Annotated in this window: 10 protein-coding genes; 2 read left to right on the top strand and 8 right to left on the bottom strand. The window is 61.3% G+C overall.

Features of this window, described 5'->3' with window-relative positions; translation table 11 throughout:
• Positions 1–38: 38 nt before the first annotated feature.
• Together AFK67_RS09985 and AFK67_RS09980 are read left to right on the top strand one after the other, a co-directional pair.
• On the top strand, positions 39–1,490 hold the full coding sequence (locus tag AFK67_RS09985; protein ID WP_007727896.1) for a tagaturonate reductase: 1,452 nt from the start codon (positions 39–41) through the stop codon (positions 1,488–1,490).
• A 279-nt stretch (positions 1,491–1,769) separates the two neighbouring features.
• Positions 1,770–3,749, top strand: a complete 1,980-nt coding sequence (locus AFK67_RS09980) for an autotransporter domain-containing esterase (RefSeq protein ID WP_007727894.1) — start codon at positions 1,770–1,772, stop codon at positions 3,747–3,749.
• Between the two features lie 69 nt (positions 3,750–3,818).
• On the opposite strand, the gene AFK67_RS09975 is transcribed toward AFK67_RS09980, so the two are convergent.
• The 8 genes from AFK67_RS09975 to AFK67_RS09940 form a co-directional block, all read right to left on the bottom strand.
• Entirely contained in the window at positions 3,819–5,459 is a 1,641-nt protein-coding gene (locus tag AFK67_RS09975) for an alpha,alpha-trehalase (RefSeq protein ID WP_032967492.1), read from the bottom strand.
• A 144-nt stretch (positions 5,460–5,603) separates the two neighbouring features.
• Positions 5,604–7,811, bottom strand: coding sequence for a glycoside hydrolase family 2 protein (locus AFK67_RS09970; protein WP_038883642.1), 2,208 nt, complete (start codon positions 7,809–7,811; stop codon positions 5,604–5,606).
• Positions 7,811–10,486, bottom strand: a complete 2,676-nt coding sequence (locus AFK67_RS09965; protein ID WP_038883645.1) for a response regulator — start codon at positions 10,484–10,486, stop codon at positions 7,811–7,813. Before AFK67_RS09965 ends, AFK67_RS09970 begins: the two co-directional genes overlap by 1 nt.
• A complete protein-coding gene (locus AFK67_RS09960) occupies positions 10,483–10,920 on the bottom strand; it encodes a globin (protein WP_007748959.1) in 438 nt (145 codons plus the stop codon). The genes AFK67_RS09965 and AFK67_RS09960 overlap by 4 nt, the downstream gene beginning before the upstream one ends.
• On the bottom strand, positions 10,917–12,314 hold the full coding sequence (locus AFK67_RS09955) for a DUF3131 domain-containing protein (protein ID WP_038872051.1): 1,398 nt from the start codon (positions 12,312–12,314) through the stop codon (positions 10,917–10,919). Before AFK67_RS09955 ends, AFK67_RS09960 begins: the two co-directional genes overlap by 4 nt.
• A complete protein-coding gene (locus AFK67_RS09950; protein ID WP_007727862.1) occupies positions 12,299–13,849 on the bottom strand; it encodes a DUF3131 domain-containing protein in 1,551 nt (516 codons plus the stop codon). The genes AFK67_RS09955 and AFK67_RS09950 overlap by 16 nt, the downstream gene beginning before the upstream one ends.
• The gene (locus tag AFK67_RS09945; protein ID WP_038883648.1) at positions 13,846–15,186 is read right to left on the bottom strand and encodes a DUF3131 domain-containing protein; all 1,341 of its coding nucleotides are present in this window, start codon (positions 15,184–15,186) and stop codon (positions 13,846–13,848) included. Before AFK67_RS09945 ends, AFK67_RS09950 begins: the two co-directional genes overlap by 4 nt.
• Complete coding sequence (locus AFK67_RS09940) at positions 15,183–16,997, bottom strand: glycosyltransferase family 2 protein (RefSeq protein ID WP_038883651.1); 1,815 nt, start codon at positions 16,995–16,997, stop codon at positions 15,183–15,185. The genes AFK67_RS09945 and AFK67_RS09940 overlap by 4 nt, the downstream gene beginning before the upstream one ends.
• Positions 16,998–17,024: the final 27 nt, after the last annotated feature.

Genomic DNA, 17,024 nt, shown 5'->3' with positions numbered 1-17,024 from the left:
AGTTCGTGGTCTGCTTACACTCCATCAAGGAACACATTGTGAACACATTGAATCGTCGTGATTTTCCAGGCGCACTCTACCCGGAGCGCATTATTCAGTTCGGTGAAGGAAATTTCCTTCGTGCGTTTATCGACTGGCAGATTGATCTGCTCAATGAACACACCGACCTGAACGCCGGGGTGGTGATCGTGCGTCCCATCGCCAGCGATTTTCCACCATCGCTCAGCACGCAGGACGGTCTCTATACCACGATTATTCGCGGTCTGAATGAGAAGGGCGAGGCAGTGAGCGAATCACGACTGATTCGTTCCGTGAATCGTGAGATTGCCGTTTACGCGCAGTACGATGAATTCCTGAAGCTCGCCCATAACCCGGATATTCGCTTTGTCTTCTCCAATACCACCGAAGCGGGTATCAGCTATCACGCGGGCGATACGTTTAACGACGCGCCTGCGGTGAGTTACCCGGCGAAGCTCACGCGCCTGCTGTTCGAGCGCTTCAGTCATTTTAACGGCGCGCAGGAGAAAGGCTGGGTCATCATTCCCTGCGAGCTGATTGACTATAACGGCGAGGCGCTGCGTGAACTGGTATTGCGTTACGCCAACGAGTGGGCGCTGCCGGAGGCGTTTATCGCATGGCTCGACCGCGCGAATACGTTCTGCTCGACGCTGGTTGACCGTATCGTCACCGGCTACCCGCGCGATGAAGTCGCAGCGCTTGAGGCGAGCCTCGGCTACCACGACGCGTTTCTCGATACCGCCGAGCACTTCTACCTGTTTGTTATTCAGGGACCGCAGTGGCTCGCGCAGGAATTACGGCTCGATAAACTGCCGCTCAACGTGCGGATTGTCGATGACATTAAACCGTATAAAGCGCGTAAGGTCGCTATCCTCAACGGCGCGCATACTGCGCTGGTGCCGGTGGCCTTCCTGGCAGGGCTCGATACCGTCGGCGACGCGATGAATGACGCGCAGGTGTGCGCTTTTGTGGAGAAGGCCATCCACGACGAGATTATCCCGGTGCTGGATCTGCCGCGCGACGAACTGAACGCCTTTGCGAACGCGGTGGTGAGCCGTTTTCGCAACCCGTATATCAAACATCAGCTGCTGTCGATTGCGCTTAACGGCATGACCAAATTCCGCACCCGCATTCTGCCGCAGTTGCTGGCAGGGCAGGCGCAGCAGGGCGCGTTGCCGCCGCGCCTGACGTTCGCGCTGGCGGCGTTGATTGCGTTTTATCGCGGCGAGCGGAATGGCGAAAGCTACCCGCTGCAGGATGACGCACACTGGCTGGAGCGCTACCAGCAGCTCTGGACGGCGCTCGGTGATAAAACCCTTTCGCTGCGCGAACTGGTGGATGTGGTACTGGCCGATGGCGAGCACTGGGAGCAGGATCTGACGGCGGTGCCGGGGCTTGCGGAACAGGTGACGCGCGATCTGGACGCCATCCTCACCAAAGGGATGCGCGAGGCTGTCGCGCCGCTGTGCTGACGGCCATTACGCCTGAAATGAACCCGGCGCCTGCCGGGTTTTTTTTCGGATACATCACTTTAGTTACAACATCCTTTAAGTGTTATTCAGAACCCTCTACCTAACCCTTCGCACCGCTAAAAGTCTAACAGGGAGAAAAGGGCAAACTGTCATCTTTTTCTGGCAGGCTCTCAATTCCAGGTGTTAACCCGGTGCGCTTTCAGAAACGCTCTACACTCAATAGCGCATCGCTTCATTTATGAAATTTACCTCTGAAACATGTGAAACGCAGGAGCGCGTATGTCTTTTCCACTCTCTGGTCTATCTGTTCGGGTTGCGCTGGCGCTGGGTTTAGCCTGTGGCGCAGCCGCACCCGCCGTCGCCTGGGATAACCTCTATATCTTCGGCGACAGCCTGAGCGACACCGGCAACAATGGCCGCTACACCTTCGACAGCGACCGCTATCCGCTGTATGACGAAATCCTCGCCAGCCACTATGGCGTAACGCTTTCCCCGTCCGACAAGGGCGGCACGAACTACGCGGCAGGCGGGGGCGTGGCCGTGCCCGCCATCGGTGACGACAATACCCAGGATCAGGTGCAGGGCTATCTCAGCCAGACCGGCGGGCGGGCGGACAAAAACGGGCTCTATATTCACTGGGTCGGCGGTAACGATCTCGGCGCGGCGGTGCTGAACCCATTGCAGGCAACGTCTATTGTCAGCGGCAGCGCCACGGCGGCCGCGTCTCAGGTGCGCACATTGCTGAACGCGGGCGCGGGAACAGTGATTGTGCCGACGGTGCCGGATGTCTCCGCCACGCCGACAATGGTCGAATCGGTGATCCAGCTCGGCACCGGCGGCAATACCGCGGCGCTGCAGGCGGCGTTTGCCTCGCTCAACAGCGCCACCACGCCGACGCTCGCGGCGCGTCAGGACGCCATCCGGGCCGCGTTCCTCGCGGCAGCGGGCGAGGTCAGTGCGCTGCCTGCGCTGCAACAGGCGCTGGCCGACGGGCTCTATTCCGCCTATCAAACCCTCGCGGAGCGCGTGTCGGCGTTAAGCACACTCTATAACGCCACCGAAGAGCAGGCGCTGGTCGCGAGCGGCGGCGGCAATATCGTGCGTGCCGATATCAACAAAATCTTTAACGAGATCCTCGTCGACCCGACGCAGTTCGGTATCACCAATACCGCGGGCATGGCGTGTCCGCCGGGGCTTTCCGCCGCCGACTGTACGTCATCGAGCGCCGGTTTTGACGCAAGCCAGGCGTGGCTGTTTGCCGATCACCTGCATCCGAGCCCGCAGGTACACAGCCTTATCGCCGATTACATCGAATCGATCCTGGCCGCGCCGGCGCAGGTTGCGCTGCTGAACAAGGCGACGGCCGCGCAGGTGCAGAACAGCCGCGCCACGCTCGACAGCCGTTACCAGCAGCGCCGCATGGAGGATCGCGAGCAGGGCAGCGCGGGTGTGTTCGGCGGCTACAGCGGCGAGTACGCCCGCTATACGGATAATCAAACCGGCGACGGCAGCGCGAACACCAATAATCTTACGCTCGGCGCGGATTACCGCATCACCGAAAACTGGCTGGTCGGTGCGTTGATTGCCGGTTCGCTGGACGATCAGCGTCCGACCGATAATCTGAGCTTTGACGCGCGCGGCTATCAGGCGGCGCTCTTTACGGCATTCGATGTCGGGCCGGGCTGGGTCAACGCGGATGTGCACTGGCTGAAAGGCGAGTACCGCAATATCCAGCGTCGCGTGGAACTCGGGCCGCTGACGCGCGTCGAGACGGGCGAAACCGACGCGAAACTCTGGGGCGCGCGCCTGACGGCGGGCCTGGATATCCCCGTCACCGACGCGCTGAAAACCGGCCCGGTGGTGCAGTACGCGTGGGATTACAGTCATGTGGACGGGTACAGCGAAGCGGGCGATGACAGCACCGCGATGCGTTTTCGCGACCAGAATTTCCATTCGCAAATCGGCAGCATCGGCTGGCGTCTTGACGCCGACATCGGCCCGGTGAAACCTTACGCGCAGGTCGATTATCGTCATCAGTTCGGCGATTCGGTCTGGCGCGGTCAGGGCGGGCTGAAATCGACCGCGCTGACCTTCAGCCGCGACGGCGCCGAGGATGACAAAAACTGGATGGATATCACCGCAGGCGCCAGCGTCGCGCTAAGCAGTAACGTTTCGGCCTTTGCGGCGCTGTCGCAAACGGCGGGGCTCAGCAGCGGCGAGCAGGCGCGCTATAACATCGGCGTCAGCGCCTCGTTTTAAGCGTAAGACGCCATGAAAAAGGGCAGCCCATGAGGCTGCCCTTTATTTTACTGACGCACACCGTCGCGTTTACGGCTCGCCGTACAGCGCAATCAGGCGGCGCGTGACGCCGTTGGTCCAGCCGAAGCCGTCCTGCAACGGGTATTCGCCGCCGCCGCCGGGGCGCGGCGAGTAATCAGCGATATGGTACTTCTCAATGAGCTTATGGTTCTCGTTGTAGAATCGTTTCACCGTACGCAACCAGTTATTAGCGATAATGTCCGCCAGCGCGTCGTCGCCGTAGTTTTTCAGGCCCTGAATGGACATCCACTGCAATGGCGCCCAGCCGTTCGGTTTATCCCACTGCTGTTCGGTTTCCACTTCGGTGGTCAGGATGCCGCCGGGCGACAACAACCGCTCACGGATATTCGCCGAGATACGATCGGCCTGCGCATAGCTCGACATTCCGACATAGAGCGGCACCACGCAGGCGGCGGAGAACGACGCCAGACGGCCACGACGCCAGTCGTAGTCGCGAAACGCGCCCAGCTCGTCATCCCACAGATAGCGGTTCACCGCCTCACGACGATCGATGGCTTTTTTACGAAACACGGTCGCGGTCAGCGGATCGCCTTTCAGCTGGGCCACATTGGCGATGGCCGTTTCCAGCTTGTACAGGAATGCGTTGAGATCTACCGGCAGGAAGTGCGTGGTGCGAATGCTCGCCAGACGGTCGGCGTCGCGCAGCCAGCGTGAGGAGTAGTCCCAGCCGGACGCCGCGCCCGCGCGCAGGTCGCGATAGACTTCGCTGGCCGGACGGCCCGAGAGTTTGGCGGTTTCCACATCTTCGCGCCAGGATTCATCACGCGGGGTGTCGCGGTCATCCCAGTAACGGTTCAGCAGCGCGCCGTCCGCCATTCTGACCACGTGGCGGAAGGCCTGACCCGCTTCGAGGTTTTCCGCGCCGTCCATCCAGAACGCGTACTCCATCAGCAGGTGATCCAGATAGCGCCGCGCGCCGCGCACGCCGTCCTCTTCGAACAGCTCTACCATCAGCGCGAACACCGGCGGCTGCGAGCGGCTCAGATAATAGGTGCGGTTACCGTTCGGAATATGCCCGTAGTTTTCAATCATCCAGGCGAAGTTATCCGCCATGCAGCGCAGCATATCGTGGCGGCCGCTTTCGGCAAGGCCGAGCATGGTGAAGTAGGAGTCCCAGTAATAGGTCTCGGTAAAGCGCCCGCCCGGCACGATGTAGGCCTGCGGCAGAGGCAGCAGAGACGAGTTCTCCAGATGCTCATGCGGCTGACGGGTCAGGATGGGCCATAAATTGTCGATATGCTCCGTCAGCGTCCGGTTCGGGTCTGACACATACGGGTTGGTATTAATCACCGGAAAGTAGAAGTGCTCTTCGACAAAGCGGCGCAGGTCGAAGCCTGGCTGACGTCTCGCCTGACGGTAGTTCATCAGGATGGTCAGCGGCGACATTTTCGGCGCGCAGTCCGGGAACGTTTTACTGTCCGCGAAAATACGGGAGGCCTGAACATGCTCAAACAGCTCTAAGTAGCGGTCGGCGGGCGTCAGCGCGTCAGGGGCGGGCATGCCCTCGATCGTTTCAGGCTGCGGCTCGACATCGCGGGTATCCGGGATTAGTTCGCCAGATTCAGGGTCCATACGCACCTTTTCAGCTAACTCCTCTGTGAAAGGTAAGCGTGTTGTCTGTTGAAACATGCTAATACGTACCTCCAGAGCGGCTTTTGTTTAAGATTCTCTAAGTTTAGCAAATCGCTATCGCTCTTTAACCGGGCGGCAAAGAGTTTAAGAAGAGACTGAACGCCACGGGGCGTCCAGTTAACCGTACAGGACTACGACGCCTCAGGGCGCAACGGTGGTCTCGTAGAAGTTACGACCGACCATTTTGCCTTGCGCATCAAGGATTTCGTACTCAATACGCAGCGCGCCTGGGGCGGTAGGAGTGAACGTCAGCTGCGCCACCTGGCGACCACTGTCAGGCGGGATGGTCATCGGCTTGCTCTCTTGCTGCCCGGTCACGCCGGGCGTTTTCACGCGCCAGCGCAGTGTACACCCGTCGCAGGCGGAAAAACTATCGTTTACTGTCCATAATTTAATCACGCCTGGCGTCCCGGCCCGCCAGTTTAGGGTCACCGGCTCGATGGACGGCAGCAGCGGCTGATAGGCGCGTTGCAGCGCGTAATAGCCCGCCTTCGGCTGGCGCAGATAATCCACCACGCCCCAGTTAATCGACGGCCAGGTCTCGACAAACATAAAGTGGAACAGGGCGGTGACGGGCTGATAGCGCTGACGGCGATAGCTCTCCGCCGCGAGGCCCACCAGATCGGCCTGATATTTCTGCGTATTATGGATGAATTGCTCCATATTCTCGCCGCGCGGAATTTTGGCAAAGCCGAACGTCTGGAACGGCTGGAAGTTATGGTATTTCCACACTGTCCAGTCAGGATCGTCGGCTTTTGTCGAGGCGGGCCAGCGTTTATCGGCAGGGATAATGGTGTTAAGCGTCGAGAGCTTCGGCAGCGCCTGCGCGCCAAATTCCGTGATGATGCCCGTTTTCGCCGGTTGCAGCACATCGGTCATTACCCCGAAATACCAGCCCTGCCAGTAATGCTCTTCCACGGCGGAATAGCGGTGAACGATGCGGCTGTCATCTTTGGCGAGCGCATCCGCCACGCGCTCTGTCAGCACACGGTTAAGGTTGTTGTTCCAGTCAGGAAAACGCTTTTCCATCCACGGCGAGTTCCACGGCGGCTCGTTGTGACCGCCCCAGGCGATAATCGCAGGCGAATTGCCGATCTGCTCGGTCATCTCCAGGCTCTGGCGGGCGGCGTTTTCAGCAAATGCCTCGCTGTCGTTATAGCCCCACTGGAGCGGCACATCCTGCCAGATCATCAGCCCCATCTCATCGGCCATCCGGTAGAGCGGACGCCCGGCGACATGCCCGTGCACGCGAATGGCGTTGGCATTCATGTCGAGCACCAGCTGGATATCGCGGCGGTATTTTTTCTCATCCATCTCGCTCAGCCACGGCGAGCCGATGTAGTTGCTGCCCTTGATAAAAATCCGCTTGCCATTCAGCACCCAGCCCTGATTGTCAGGCTGTTCGACAATCTGGCGCAGCCCGGTACGGCTCGCAATTTGCTCCATCACGCCCTGGTCATCGCTGAAGGTCGCGCTGACGCGATAAAGGTGCGGAAAGCCATAGCCTTTTGGCCACCAGAGTCTGGCGCGCTCCATCGGCAGGGTAAACGTGAGGCGCTGCGGCGTGGTGCCCGTGGCTTCAAGCCGCACTTTCTGCTGTTGCTTAAAATGCTCGCCTGCGAAATTCGCCGGACGGGCGCGCAAGACTAAATCCACCTCGCGCGCCGTGGTGGCGCGGTAGACCAGCTCGACGCGCAGCTGCGGTTTATCGAGGCCCTGTTGCCAGTCGGGGCGCAGGATCAGGTTATCGACCGTCACGCCACGGCTCAGATGCAGCCGCACCGGCGCCCAGATCCCGCCGGAGTTAGCGTCCTGACCGCGCGGCGACCAGGCGCCGCCGGGGCGGGTATCGTGTTGATTGAGAACGCCTTTGACCATTGTTTTATGCAACGGCCAGATAGTCTTCGGATCTTCAAACGGGCTGTCGACGCGCACCGCGAGCCTGTTGTGACGTTGTAACTTATCACTGATGTCATACGCGAAGCGCTGGAAGTAGCCTTCATGTTTGCCGAGCGGCTGACGGTTCAGCCAGGCGTCGGCGTAGTAATCGACGCCGTCAAATTGTAGCGTCGCCATGGTGTCCGCGGGCAGCGGCGGGAGGGTGAATTCATGGCGATACCAGAGCACGCCCTGATGATCGAGCCCCTGCGTATACCAGTTCGACGGCACGCGCAGTGTGCGCCAGTCGCGAACCGGGCCTTGCTGGCCGACAAACGCGGCGTCGTTGCCGTCGTGGGCGCGCCAGTCGCCCGCAAGCGACCAGCTCACCGGCACCGGTACAGAAGGCGTAGGGCTGGCATACCCCGCGCCGCTGGTAAGCAGACAGACCGCACAGGCCAGTTGTTTCATCACCCCTCCAGCAGTTGGATCAGGAATTCACGCACCCGACGCTGCTGCGTCGCGAGCGCCTGACGCCACGCCTCGCGTTGCGCCGCTGATGCGTCGGGCTCCTGGCTTTCTATCTCCTGCAATAGCGTTGTGAGCCCTTCAAAACCGAACGTCGCCGCTTCACCGCGCAGCTTGTGCGCCAGCCGGTGGGCCTGTTGGCCGTCGCCAGTGGCGAGCGCCGCGTCAAGCAGCCCCGCCAGTTCGTCAAAGCCTTCGCTAAAGAGGCCCAGCAGCTCCTTCAGCAGCCCCAGATCGCCATCGAACGCTGCCAGCAGTTGCGCGCTGTCTGGCAGGCCGTCCGGCGGCGGGGGAAGCGTGGCGGGCGAGAAACGCGACAGCTCATCGGCAAGCGCTACCAGGGCGACGGGTTTGGACAGGTAGCCATCAAAGCCCATCGCGAGACAGCGCTCTTTATCGCCCTGCATCGCATGCGCGGTCATCACAATCGCCGCCTGATGCCCGCCGCGCTGCGCCTCTTCCTGACGCAGCGCGCGAATGGCCGCTTCGCCGTCCATCACCGGCATCTGTAAATCCATCAGCAGAATATCCCAGCCGCCCTGACGCCACTGATCCAGCGCCAGCAGGCCGTTATCGACCGTCACGCACTCATGGCCGAGTTTCTCAAGCAGCCGTACCGCGAGCAGCTGGTTCACCGGGTTATCCTCCGCCAGCAGAATGCGCATCGGCGCGCTCTCGGCAAGTACAGGCGCGGGCGCAGGGGCGACCGGCGCGGGCGTCGCCGGATCGGGGCGTAGCGCTTCGCCGAGCGCCCGGGCGAGCTCCTGCTGATCGACCGGTTTATTGAGATACCAGGCAATGCCGGTGCGGCGCAGCGTCGAGAGGTCAAGGTCGCGGCTCATGGAGCTGAGCATGATAATTTTGCTGCGCGACGCCTGCGGCAACACGGAGATCTCCAGCGCCAGCGAAATGCCGTCCATCTCCGGCATCTGCGCGTCGAGCACGATCACCGGGAAATCGCTGTCGCGCTCCAGCAGGGCGAGCGCGCCCGCAGCGCCAGAAACGCAGACTGGGTTTAAGCCAAGCTGGCTGAGCATGGCATGCATCAGACGGCGGTTAGTGGCGTTATCGTCAACGACCAGCACCCGCTCGCCGGTGAAGTGCGTCAGCGGCTGCACGTCCGGCGTCGTCTGCGCCGCGCTTTGCAGCGGCAGGGTAAAGCTAAATTCGCTGCCCTGGTTTGCCTCGCTCGCGACCGTCAGCTGGCCACCCATCATCGCCACCAGCCGCGCGGAAATGGTCAGCCCCAGCCCCGTGCCGCCGTAACGGCGCGTTGTCGAGGTATCGGCCTGGCTGAAGGCTTCGAAAATCACCTGCTGTTTTTCCGGCGGAATGCCGATGCCGCTGTCGCGCACCCGAAAACGCCATTCGTCGGGCTGCGCGCCGGGCGCGACGGCGAGAAGGATCTCGCCCTGAGGCGTGAATTTCAGCGCATTGCTGAGCAGATTGGTGAGCACCTGACGCAGGCGCACCACATCAACGCGCATCATCTCCGGCACACGCTCGTCCACATCGACCAGCAGTTCTATCTGTTTTTCGCTGGCGAGCGGCATCAGCGGGCGCACCAGCGACTGAATAAAGGGCCGCAGCGCGACATATTCTTCATGCAGGACGATTTTGCCCGCCTCGATTTTGGAAAAATCGAGAATGTCATCGATGATATGCAGCAGCGACTGTGCGGAGCTCATCACCAGCGAGAGATATTCGCGCTGTTCGTCGTCAAGTTCGGTATCAAGGCACAGCTGGGTCATGCCGAGGATCCCGTTCATGGGCGTGCGGATCTCATGGCTCATGTTCGCCAGAAACGCGCTTTTGGCTTCATTCGCGGCGCGCGCGGCGTTGGCCGCCTCGCGGGAAATCAGCTCCGCCTCTTTACGCCGGGTGATGTCCTGGAGCGTGCCGATTAAGCGTTCGATTTCGCCGGTGACGGTCAGCGCGATGATCTGCCCGGAAAGCAGCATCCAGAGCCAGTTGCCGCTGCGGTGCTGCACGCGAATTTCGCATTCGAACACCGGCATCTGATGCTCGCTGGCGCGCTGCATGGCGTTTTTCAGCAGATCCCGGTCTTCGGGATGGATTAGCCCCAGTAAAAAGCGGCTGTTGTGCTGCAGCTGCCCGCGCGGCTCGCCCAGCAGGTTCAGAAAGGCGTCGTTAAGATGCATGACGTCGGTGGTTATCTGCCAGTCCCAGATGCCGATATGTATCGACTCGGCGGCCAGCAGGAAATCGTCATGCAGCAGCTGGCGCGTGCTCTGCACGCTATCCAGCGCGGTAATATCGGTGTGCAGGCTGATAATGCCGCCGTCGGCAGTGCGTTGATGCTGAATAAACAGCCGCCGCGCATGGAGCTGGCGCACTTCGCAGTGGCCGTCCTGACGACAGTTGGCGAGCAGCGAGGCGATCAGCGCGTCACGGCTGCGGCTGTCGGTCTGAAAACCGGTGTTGACGAACTCCGCCGCCAGCGCGCTTAGCGTCGCGCCAGGCGTGAGATGCCCGACGATGCCCGGATAAAAGTGGCTGACCTGGACATTCCAGGCGACCAGCCGCTCGTCTTTATCGTAAAACAGCAGGGCGGCGGGCAGCGCGTCGAGCGCCGCAGGGAAAGCGTGGCCGTTCATGGCTGCGCTCCCGGCTGATAGTTCAGCTCCGCCTGACGGCGCATATACTCAAGCCCTGGCGCGATGGTCATTGCCCAGGCGGTCAGCACTTCTTCATCGCACTTCGGATCCAGCTCCGCCACGGTCTCCAGGATAGCCCGCCGCCAGTGGGCGAAAAAATTCGGCGGCAGGCGCACGCCGTTGCTCTCCTGCTGACGCGCCAGCCGCTCCAGGAAGTCGGGCACCATAAGCACGCCATCGACCATTAGCATCGCGAAAAAGCTTTTATAAACAAACCGGCGCAACGTTTGCGTCTCCACCGCCGCGAAGTGGTGTTCGGTTTCCGGCGTCATATGGATAAAACGGGCGTAGAAGCGTTCGAAAAAGGGCTGCTTGTCGTCGTTGGGAAAGAGACGGCTGTAGCTTTCATCAAACAGATCCCGATAGAGCATCATCGGCGAACCTCCGGGCGGCTCTCGCCAGGCAGACACTGGCGCAGGGGGTTGAACACGTCGCTCAGACGGCGGCTGAAATAGCTGCCGGGGGCGGGGGCGTCACTGGACAACAGCGGGCCGCCGTTGGCTTTGTAAAACAGCGCCTCCAGCACGGTGGCGTTCGTGGAGAGCGTCAGCGACCGGTTATAGTCGCCCGTCGCTTCGACGCGCCCTTCATACCAGCCGCGCTTTTCGTCATACATCAGGCGGGTCGCCTGCATCAGCGCGTCGGTGTAGGGCGTGTCCCACAGCACCCAGAGCGAGAACACCGCTTTGGTGGAGACCTGGGCCAGGCGCGGATACTCTTTGCCGTCATCGCCGAGCGTATTCCACCCGTAACCGTTGGCCCAGACGGTGTCGGCGGCGTGCCACGGCGCGGCGCTGGTCGTGAAATCGGCGCGGGCGGTAAGGATGCGTTCCTGCTGCCAGCGGCTCTCCTGGGTGAGATAAACGAGATGCGCGCGCTCGCGCAGGTTGTCGATTTTTTCGCGATCGACGCCCGGCACTTCCCAGCCGAATTCCAGCCCCGGCAGGGTATAAGGCAGCGTGGTGATAAGCGACGGCTGCCAGGTCGTGCGCGGGTCGCGGGCGTCGACCGGCAGCGCGCGTTCGTACATGATCACGTTCTGCGAGGGCGGGCTCCAGGCTTTCGCGGGCTGAAACCCCCACAGGCTGAAACCTGCGGCGGCGTATTCGCTTTCACCAAGCCGAATTTCGTCGCGCGGCGCCAGCAGCCCGTTCTGCATCTGCGCGGCATAGAGCGCGCCGTCTTTATCGATGACCGGACAGAAATTCCAGCGCATCACCACGCGCTCCAGATATTCGCTGTACTGCGGGTGATATTGCGCCACCAGGCGCAGCGCCAGCATCAGGCGCGCCATATCGCGCGCCGACCAGCCCATCACGCCCGGCTTGCCGGTGAAATCCACCATCGCCGGCGTCCACGTCGAGTAGAGCCGGTTTGGCGTCTGGCGGTTGGTCAGCGGCAGGCGGTTAAGGGTGCCGAGCAGGCGGGTCAGGCGGGCGTCAAAGGTCTTTTCATCCACCAGATCCAGCTCGCGCGCGGCGGTAAGGGCAATCAGCGCGTCGCCTATCTGCCAGAGCGAAGCGACGGGGCGTTTATCGCTGCCGTTCACAAGCCCCGTCGCGTCCTGGGTGTTGTTCTCGAAATAACGCCACGCGATGGCGGCCCACTCGCGCTCCTGCGGCGTGAGCGCGCTGATACGCGCCGTGGTGTGCCAGCCCCCGTGCGAGACCCAGCGCCACCCGGCGCGGTCATCGCGCAGCAACAGCCAGGCGACGAGCGCGCCCAGTACGGCGAGAATAAGCAGCAGACGGCTTACTGTTTTAAGCATGTCGCGGTTACCGGTGGCAGTTTCACAGGTTCGTCATCGTTACAGGTGGCGCACTGGCAGGCCTGGCAGGTCGGCTTGCTGCGTACCGCGGTGCCGCTCTGCTGGCACCAGTTCTGGATGCCCGGCGTCATGTTCAGGAACGGACGGTTGCGGCGGGTGTTGTTGTCCTCAAACAGATCGACCAGTTTTTTCTCCCACAGGGACGGCGCGTAATCTTTGCTCTTCGGATCGTTGGTGTTAAAGCGCAGCAGCTTGCCCTGTTTTTTATAGAGCAGCGCTTCGAGCATGATGCCGTTGTTGTTGCCGGTGAAAGCGTTGATCGGCCCGTCGCCGTTCTCATAAATGCCTTCGTAATATCCCTGTTTCGGATCGTTGGCGTTCTCAATGGTGGAAAAGAGACGGTCGGTGTAGGGCGAATCCCACAGCACCCACATACCGAGCGCCGCCTTAAGCGACACGGCGGCCACCTGCGGCACGTACTGGCCTTTATCGGTAATGGTGTTCCAGTTGAAGCCGTCGCTGAACACGGTGTCGTAAACGAAGTACGGCGCTTTATCGAGCTGATGCTCGGAGCGGGCCGTCAGCACCCCGGTGATGGTGTAGCGGTTCTCCTGCGCCTGATAGACGCGGTCGGCGAAGTCCTTCATCCACGGGTGCGTGTAGTTATTCGGGCTGTCGTCGCGGTCTTTGGCGGTATCCCAGCCCATCTCCAGCCCGTACAGCAGGTAGGATTCCGTCACGACGTAGTTATGCTGGCTGGTACGGCGCGGGTCGCGGGAATCATACGGCACCAGCACGCAATAGATATCGGCCAGCGCGTAAGGCTCAGGGCGATTCGCCTGGCAGGTATTAAAGCCCCAGAGCTGATACCCCGCCGACGCGTATTCTTCATACCCCAGACGGCCTTCCTGAACATATTTCGGCTGGTTATTTTCGAGATACGATCCGTACAGCGTGCCGCAGGGGTCGACCACGTTGGTGAAATCCCAGCCCAGCACGATGTTATCGACGCTGTTGCCATATTCCGGGTAACGCTCTTTGACGTTTTTCAGCCACAGCAGCATGCGGCCGATGTCGATTGCCGAAAAACCGATTTCGCCCGGCTTGTTTACGTAGTTCACCTTCTGCGCGGTAATGGTGTTATAGGCTTTGTTCGGCACCTGACTGCGAAACAGGTCGAGTTTATTCAGCGTGCCGAGCAGCTTCAGCATTCGGCGGTCGAACTCCGCTTTATCGATAATGCCCAGCTCGCGCGCCGCCACGAGCGCGCCGATATAAGAGCCGGTATCCCACATGGTGGTCGAGGGGTACTGGTTTACGGCGTTAACAAGCCCCGTGGTGGGCTGGTAGTTAACCACAAAATATTGCCAGGCGTTTTTCGCCATCGTCATTTCGCGCGCGGTCAGCTCGCCGTGGCGCGCTGGGTAGTCGTTCGCGGGCAGTTGCCCCCGGCCCTGCGCCGTCACCGTACAGCCCAGCAGCAAAAAGAGGCAGGCGCAAAAGCGAAGAAACTGGGGCAAAAATCTCAAAGTCATGGTGTCACTCCCGCAGAAGCATTGGCGGTGGAAGGCGTGTGCTGGCATCCCAGACAGAGCAGTTGCCCGCCGGTGATATAGGCAAGGCTCTCCAGCACCACCGCATTGGTGTCGGCATCAATCACGTTATTCACGCTGTTATTCAGATTCAGACCGCGCTGCCAGCCTTTTCCCGGCACCAGCAGCGGTTGCACCTGCTGGCGCAGGGCTTCGCTCCAGCCGTTGCGAAAGAGCGCATACCAGGCGAAGGCGGAGCGGGTGGAGGTAATCGCCGTGCGCTCCGGCGCGGTTTTGTCATAGGCGGTTTCGCCAGGTTCGCGCTCCGGCTGACGCTCGGGAATGGCGGTGGCGTAATCGGGCGCCTGTTCGGCGTAGTCGGTGCTGATGGGCGGTTTACGCACCCGCAGACTATGACGGCGCTGCTGGATCTGCATGATGCGCCACGCCACTTCACCGCTCTGGGCGTCAAAGCCGAGCTCAAGGCCCGTCAGTAGCCAGGGCAGGCTTACCAGCGACGGCTGTTTGCCCCACGGCGTGCGAAGCCCTTCATCCGGCACCATGATCCCGTCGATATCGATCATGCTCTGGCCTTCCGGCGACTGCGTGACGGCAAGCCCGGCGGTGGTGTTAATCAGACGCAGCGTGTGGCTCGCGTAGGTGCGATAGCCGAAGCTGTCGCGCGGCTCGTCGGTCGGGATCACCCAGTGGCGCACCGGCAGCGCGGCGCTGGTATTTTTTGCCTGAACAAACAGCGCGTCGAGATGCCAGCGCGACAGCAGGGCGGTCACGGCGGGCGCATGCTGCGGGTAGTGCCACAGCAGCACCTGCAAGGCCATCAGCAGGCGCCCGGCGCCGATGGCGCTGCTTTCGGGCTTGCCTAAAATCTCCTGTGGCTGCCCGCGATAATACGCGGCGGGCAGGCCTTCAGGCGTCAGCGGCAGTTCGCCGAGCGCATACAGCGCCGCGGTGACGCGCTCGTTAAACTCGTCGCGGGTGATCACTTCCAGGCGGTAGGCGGAAACCGCCGCCAGCAGATAACTGCCGGTACTCCAGAGGCTGAACCACGGCGCGCCGTCCTGCGCGTTCACCAGCCCGTCGGGGCGGGTATTGTTGACGAAATATTGCCAGGCGACGCGCGCCCAGATGGCCTCGTCAAAGGTCAGCTGCCGCGACTGCGGCAGCGGCGGGAAATCTTCGCTAAGCGTAATGCCGCTGCTGCTCTCCACACGCGTCGGCATCTGGCGCTCGACCCACACCACCACGGCGAAACCAATCAGAAAGCCCACCAGAATGGTGATATAGCTGCGCGCGCTCAGCAGGGCGTCGGTGACTTTCATGCGCCGCTCTCCTCATCCGCCGGCTGCCACATGGCGGCCATGATCATGGGCAGCATGGCGGCGATGTTGACCGCGCCCCAGAAAATATTAATGACATAGCCGGACGGGTCATCCACCGCGCCGCGCGCCACCTGAATTCCGCCCCAGATAAGCCCGATGAGCGTCAGCACCACAATGGCGATTTGTGGTTTCACCAGGTAGAGAAACCGCCCGGTCTGGCGCTCTTTCGGCGTCACGTGAAACTTGATCTGCTCGCCGCGCAGCACCGTATCCAGCGCTTTGAGGTTCATCGAGAAAAAGGCCAGATACGAGGCGCGGCCATCCCACGCCGAAATCCCCCAGGTTCCGAACATAAACGCCAGCTCCGAGACGATAAAAAACGGCAGAAAATGCAGATAGAAGGGCGTTGACCAGGCGGAGACGGGCGGGATGCCGGTAAAGAGATAGATAAGCGGCGAGACCAGAAACACCGTGTTCCAGACGCAGGCGAGATAGGACCAGAACGTGGTGGCGTACATCAGCGTCTGGGGCAGCGACAGCTTAAAACGGCGGCGGCTGAAGATATTGTCGTGAAAGAGAATATCGAGCGAGCCCGCGGCGTATTTAAAGCGCTGAATAATCCAGGTCAGCATGTCCTGCGGCGAGAGCATTTTCGATTCGATGCGCGGATGCATCACCGAGCGCCAGCGGCGCGCGCTGTCGCCATGCAGCACGATAGAGGTGTAGATATCTTCCGAGACGTGGAATTTATACGGCGTCAGCTCGGTGTCATAGAGCACGTGCGGGCGCATGGCGTCCTGCAGCGCCTCACGCATCGACAGGTCGCGAATATCGCGGGTGTGGCGGTCAATCTCTTCTTCCACCGTCCAGACATAACTGCGCAGCGCCGCCTGCATAATGGCCTCGCGACGATGCACCGAGGCCGCGCCGCAGCAAAAAGCGGCGTTGGCCCAGTTGCGACGCCGCAGGATCACATCATAAAACATGCGCGGATCGTTAAAGAACGGATCGCGCCCGAGCGTCACCGGGCCGACGATTTTCTCCGATAGCCAGCCGAGCGCATAGCCCGGCTTACCCGCTTTGCGCGCCAGCCAGCGCGGCAGTCGCTCGCCTTCGGGCAGATCGAAAAACCATTGCGGCGTCTGCACCCAGGCGACGTCAGGGTCGCGAAAATACCCCAGCGTATGCTCAAGCAGCGTCGGGAAGACGCGCGTGTCGGCATCGCAAATGACGATAAAATCGCCGTCGGTCTGCTCAAGACCGTTACGCAGGTTGCCGGCCTTAAACCCGATGTTGGTCTCGCGGGTGATGTAATTCACGCCTTCTTCCTCGCACACCGCGCGCATCGCCGGGCGGCGGCCATCGTCGAGCACGTGGATGCGATAATCGAGCGGGCCGGGGTAGCGTATCTTCAGCGCGTCTTTGATGGACAGCCGCACCAGCTCGACATCTTCGGAGTAGGTGGCGATGAAAAGGTCGACGCGCACCGGGCGCGACTCCGCGCGGTCGTCCGGGTTCAGGCAGTCGTTGATATCCAGCGGAGCGGGCTGTTGCGGCGGGTCGTCCTCGCGCCAAAGGTTGATGGTAAACAGCACCGTGCCAATCCAGGCGCAGGTTTCCGCAATGACCAGCGGCAGCGCGTACCACAGCGCATCCATATTGAGCGATTCGGTCCAGCGCCAGCGAATATAGTTTGCGCCGAGCACCAACGCCGCGACGGACATTATCTGCCAGAGAATTTTCACGACGCGGGGCGTTTTTAACGGCTCCGGCGGTTTACGGTCTTCAAAGCGGGAGAAATAAAAGCCCATAGCGGTATCATCATCCAGACACAACCC

Origin of the sequence: Cronobacter dublinensis subsp. dublinensis LMG 23823 (genome assembly GCF_001277235.1) — a bacterium.
Taxonomy (GTDB): Bacteria; Pseudomonadota; Gammaproteobacteria; order Enterobacterales; family Enterobacteriaceae; genus Cronobacter; species Cronobacter dublinensis.
Note: the sequence above shows the minus strand (reverse complement) of the source record. Positions and strands in the feature narration are given on the sequence as shown.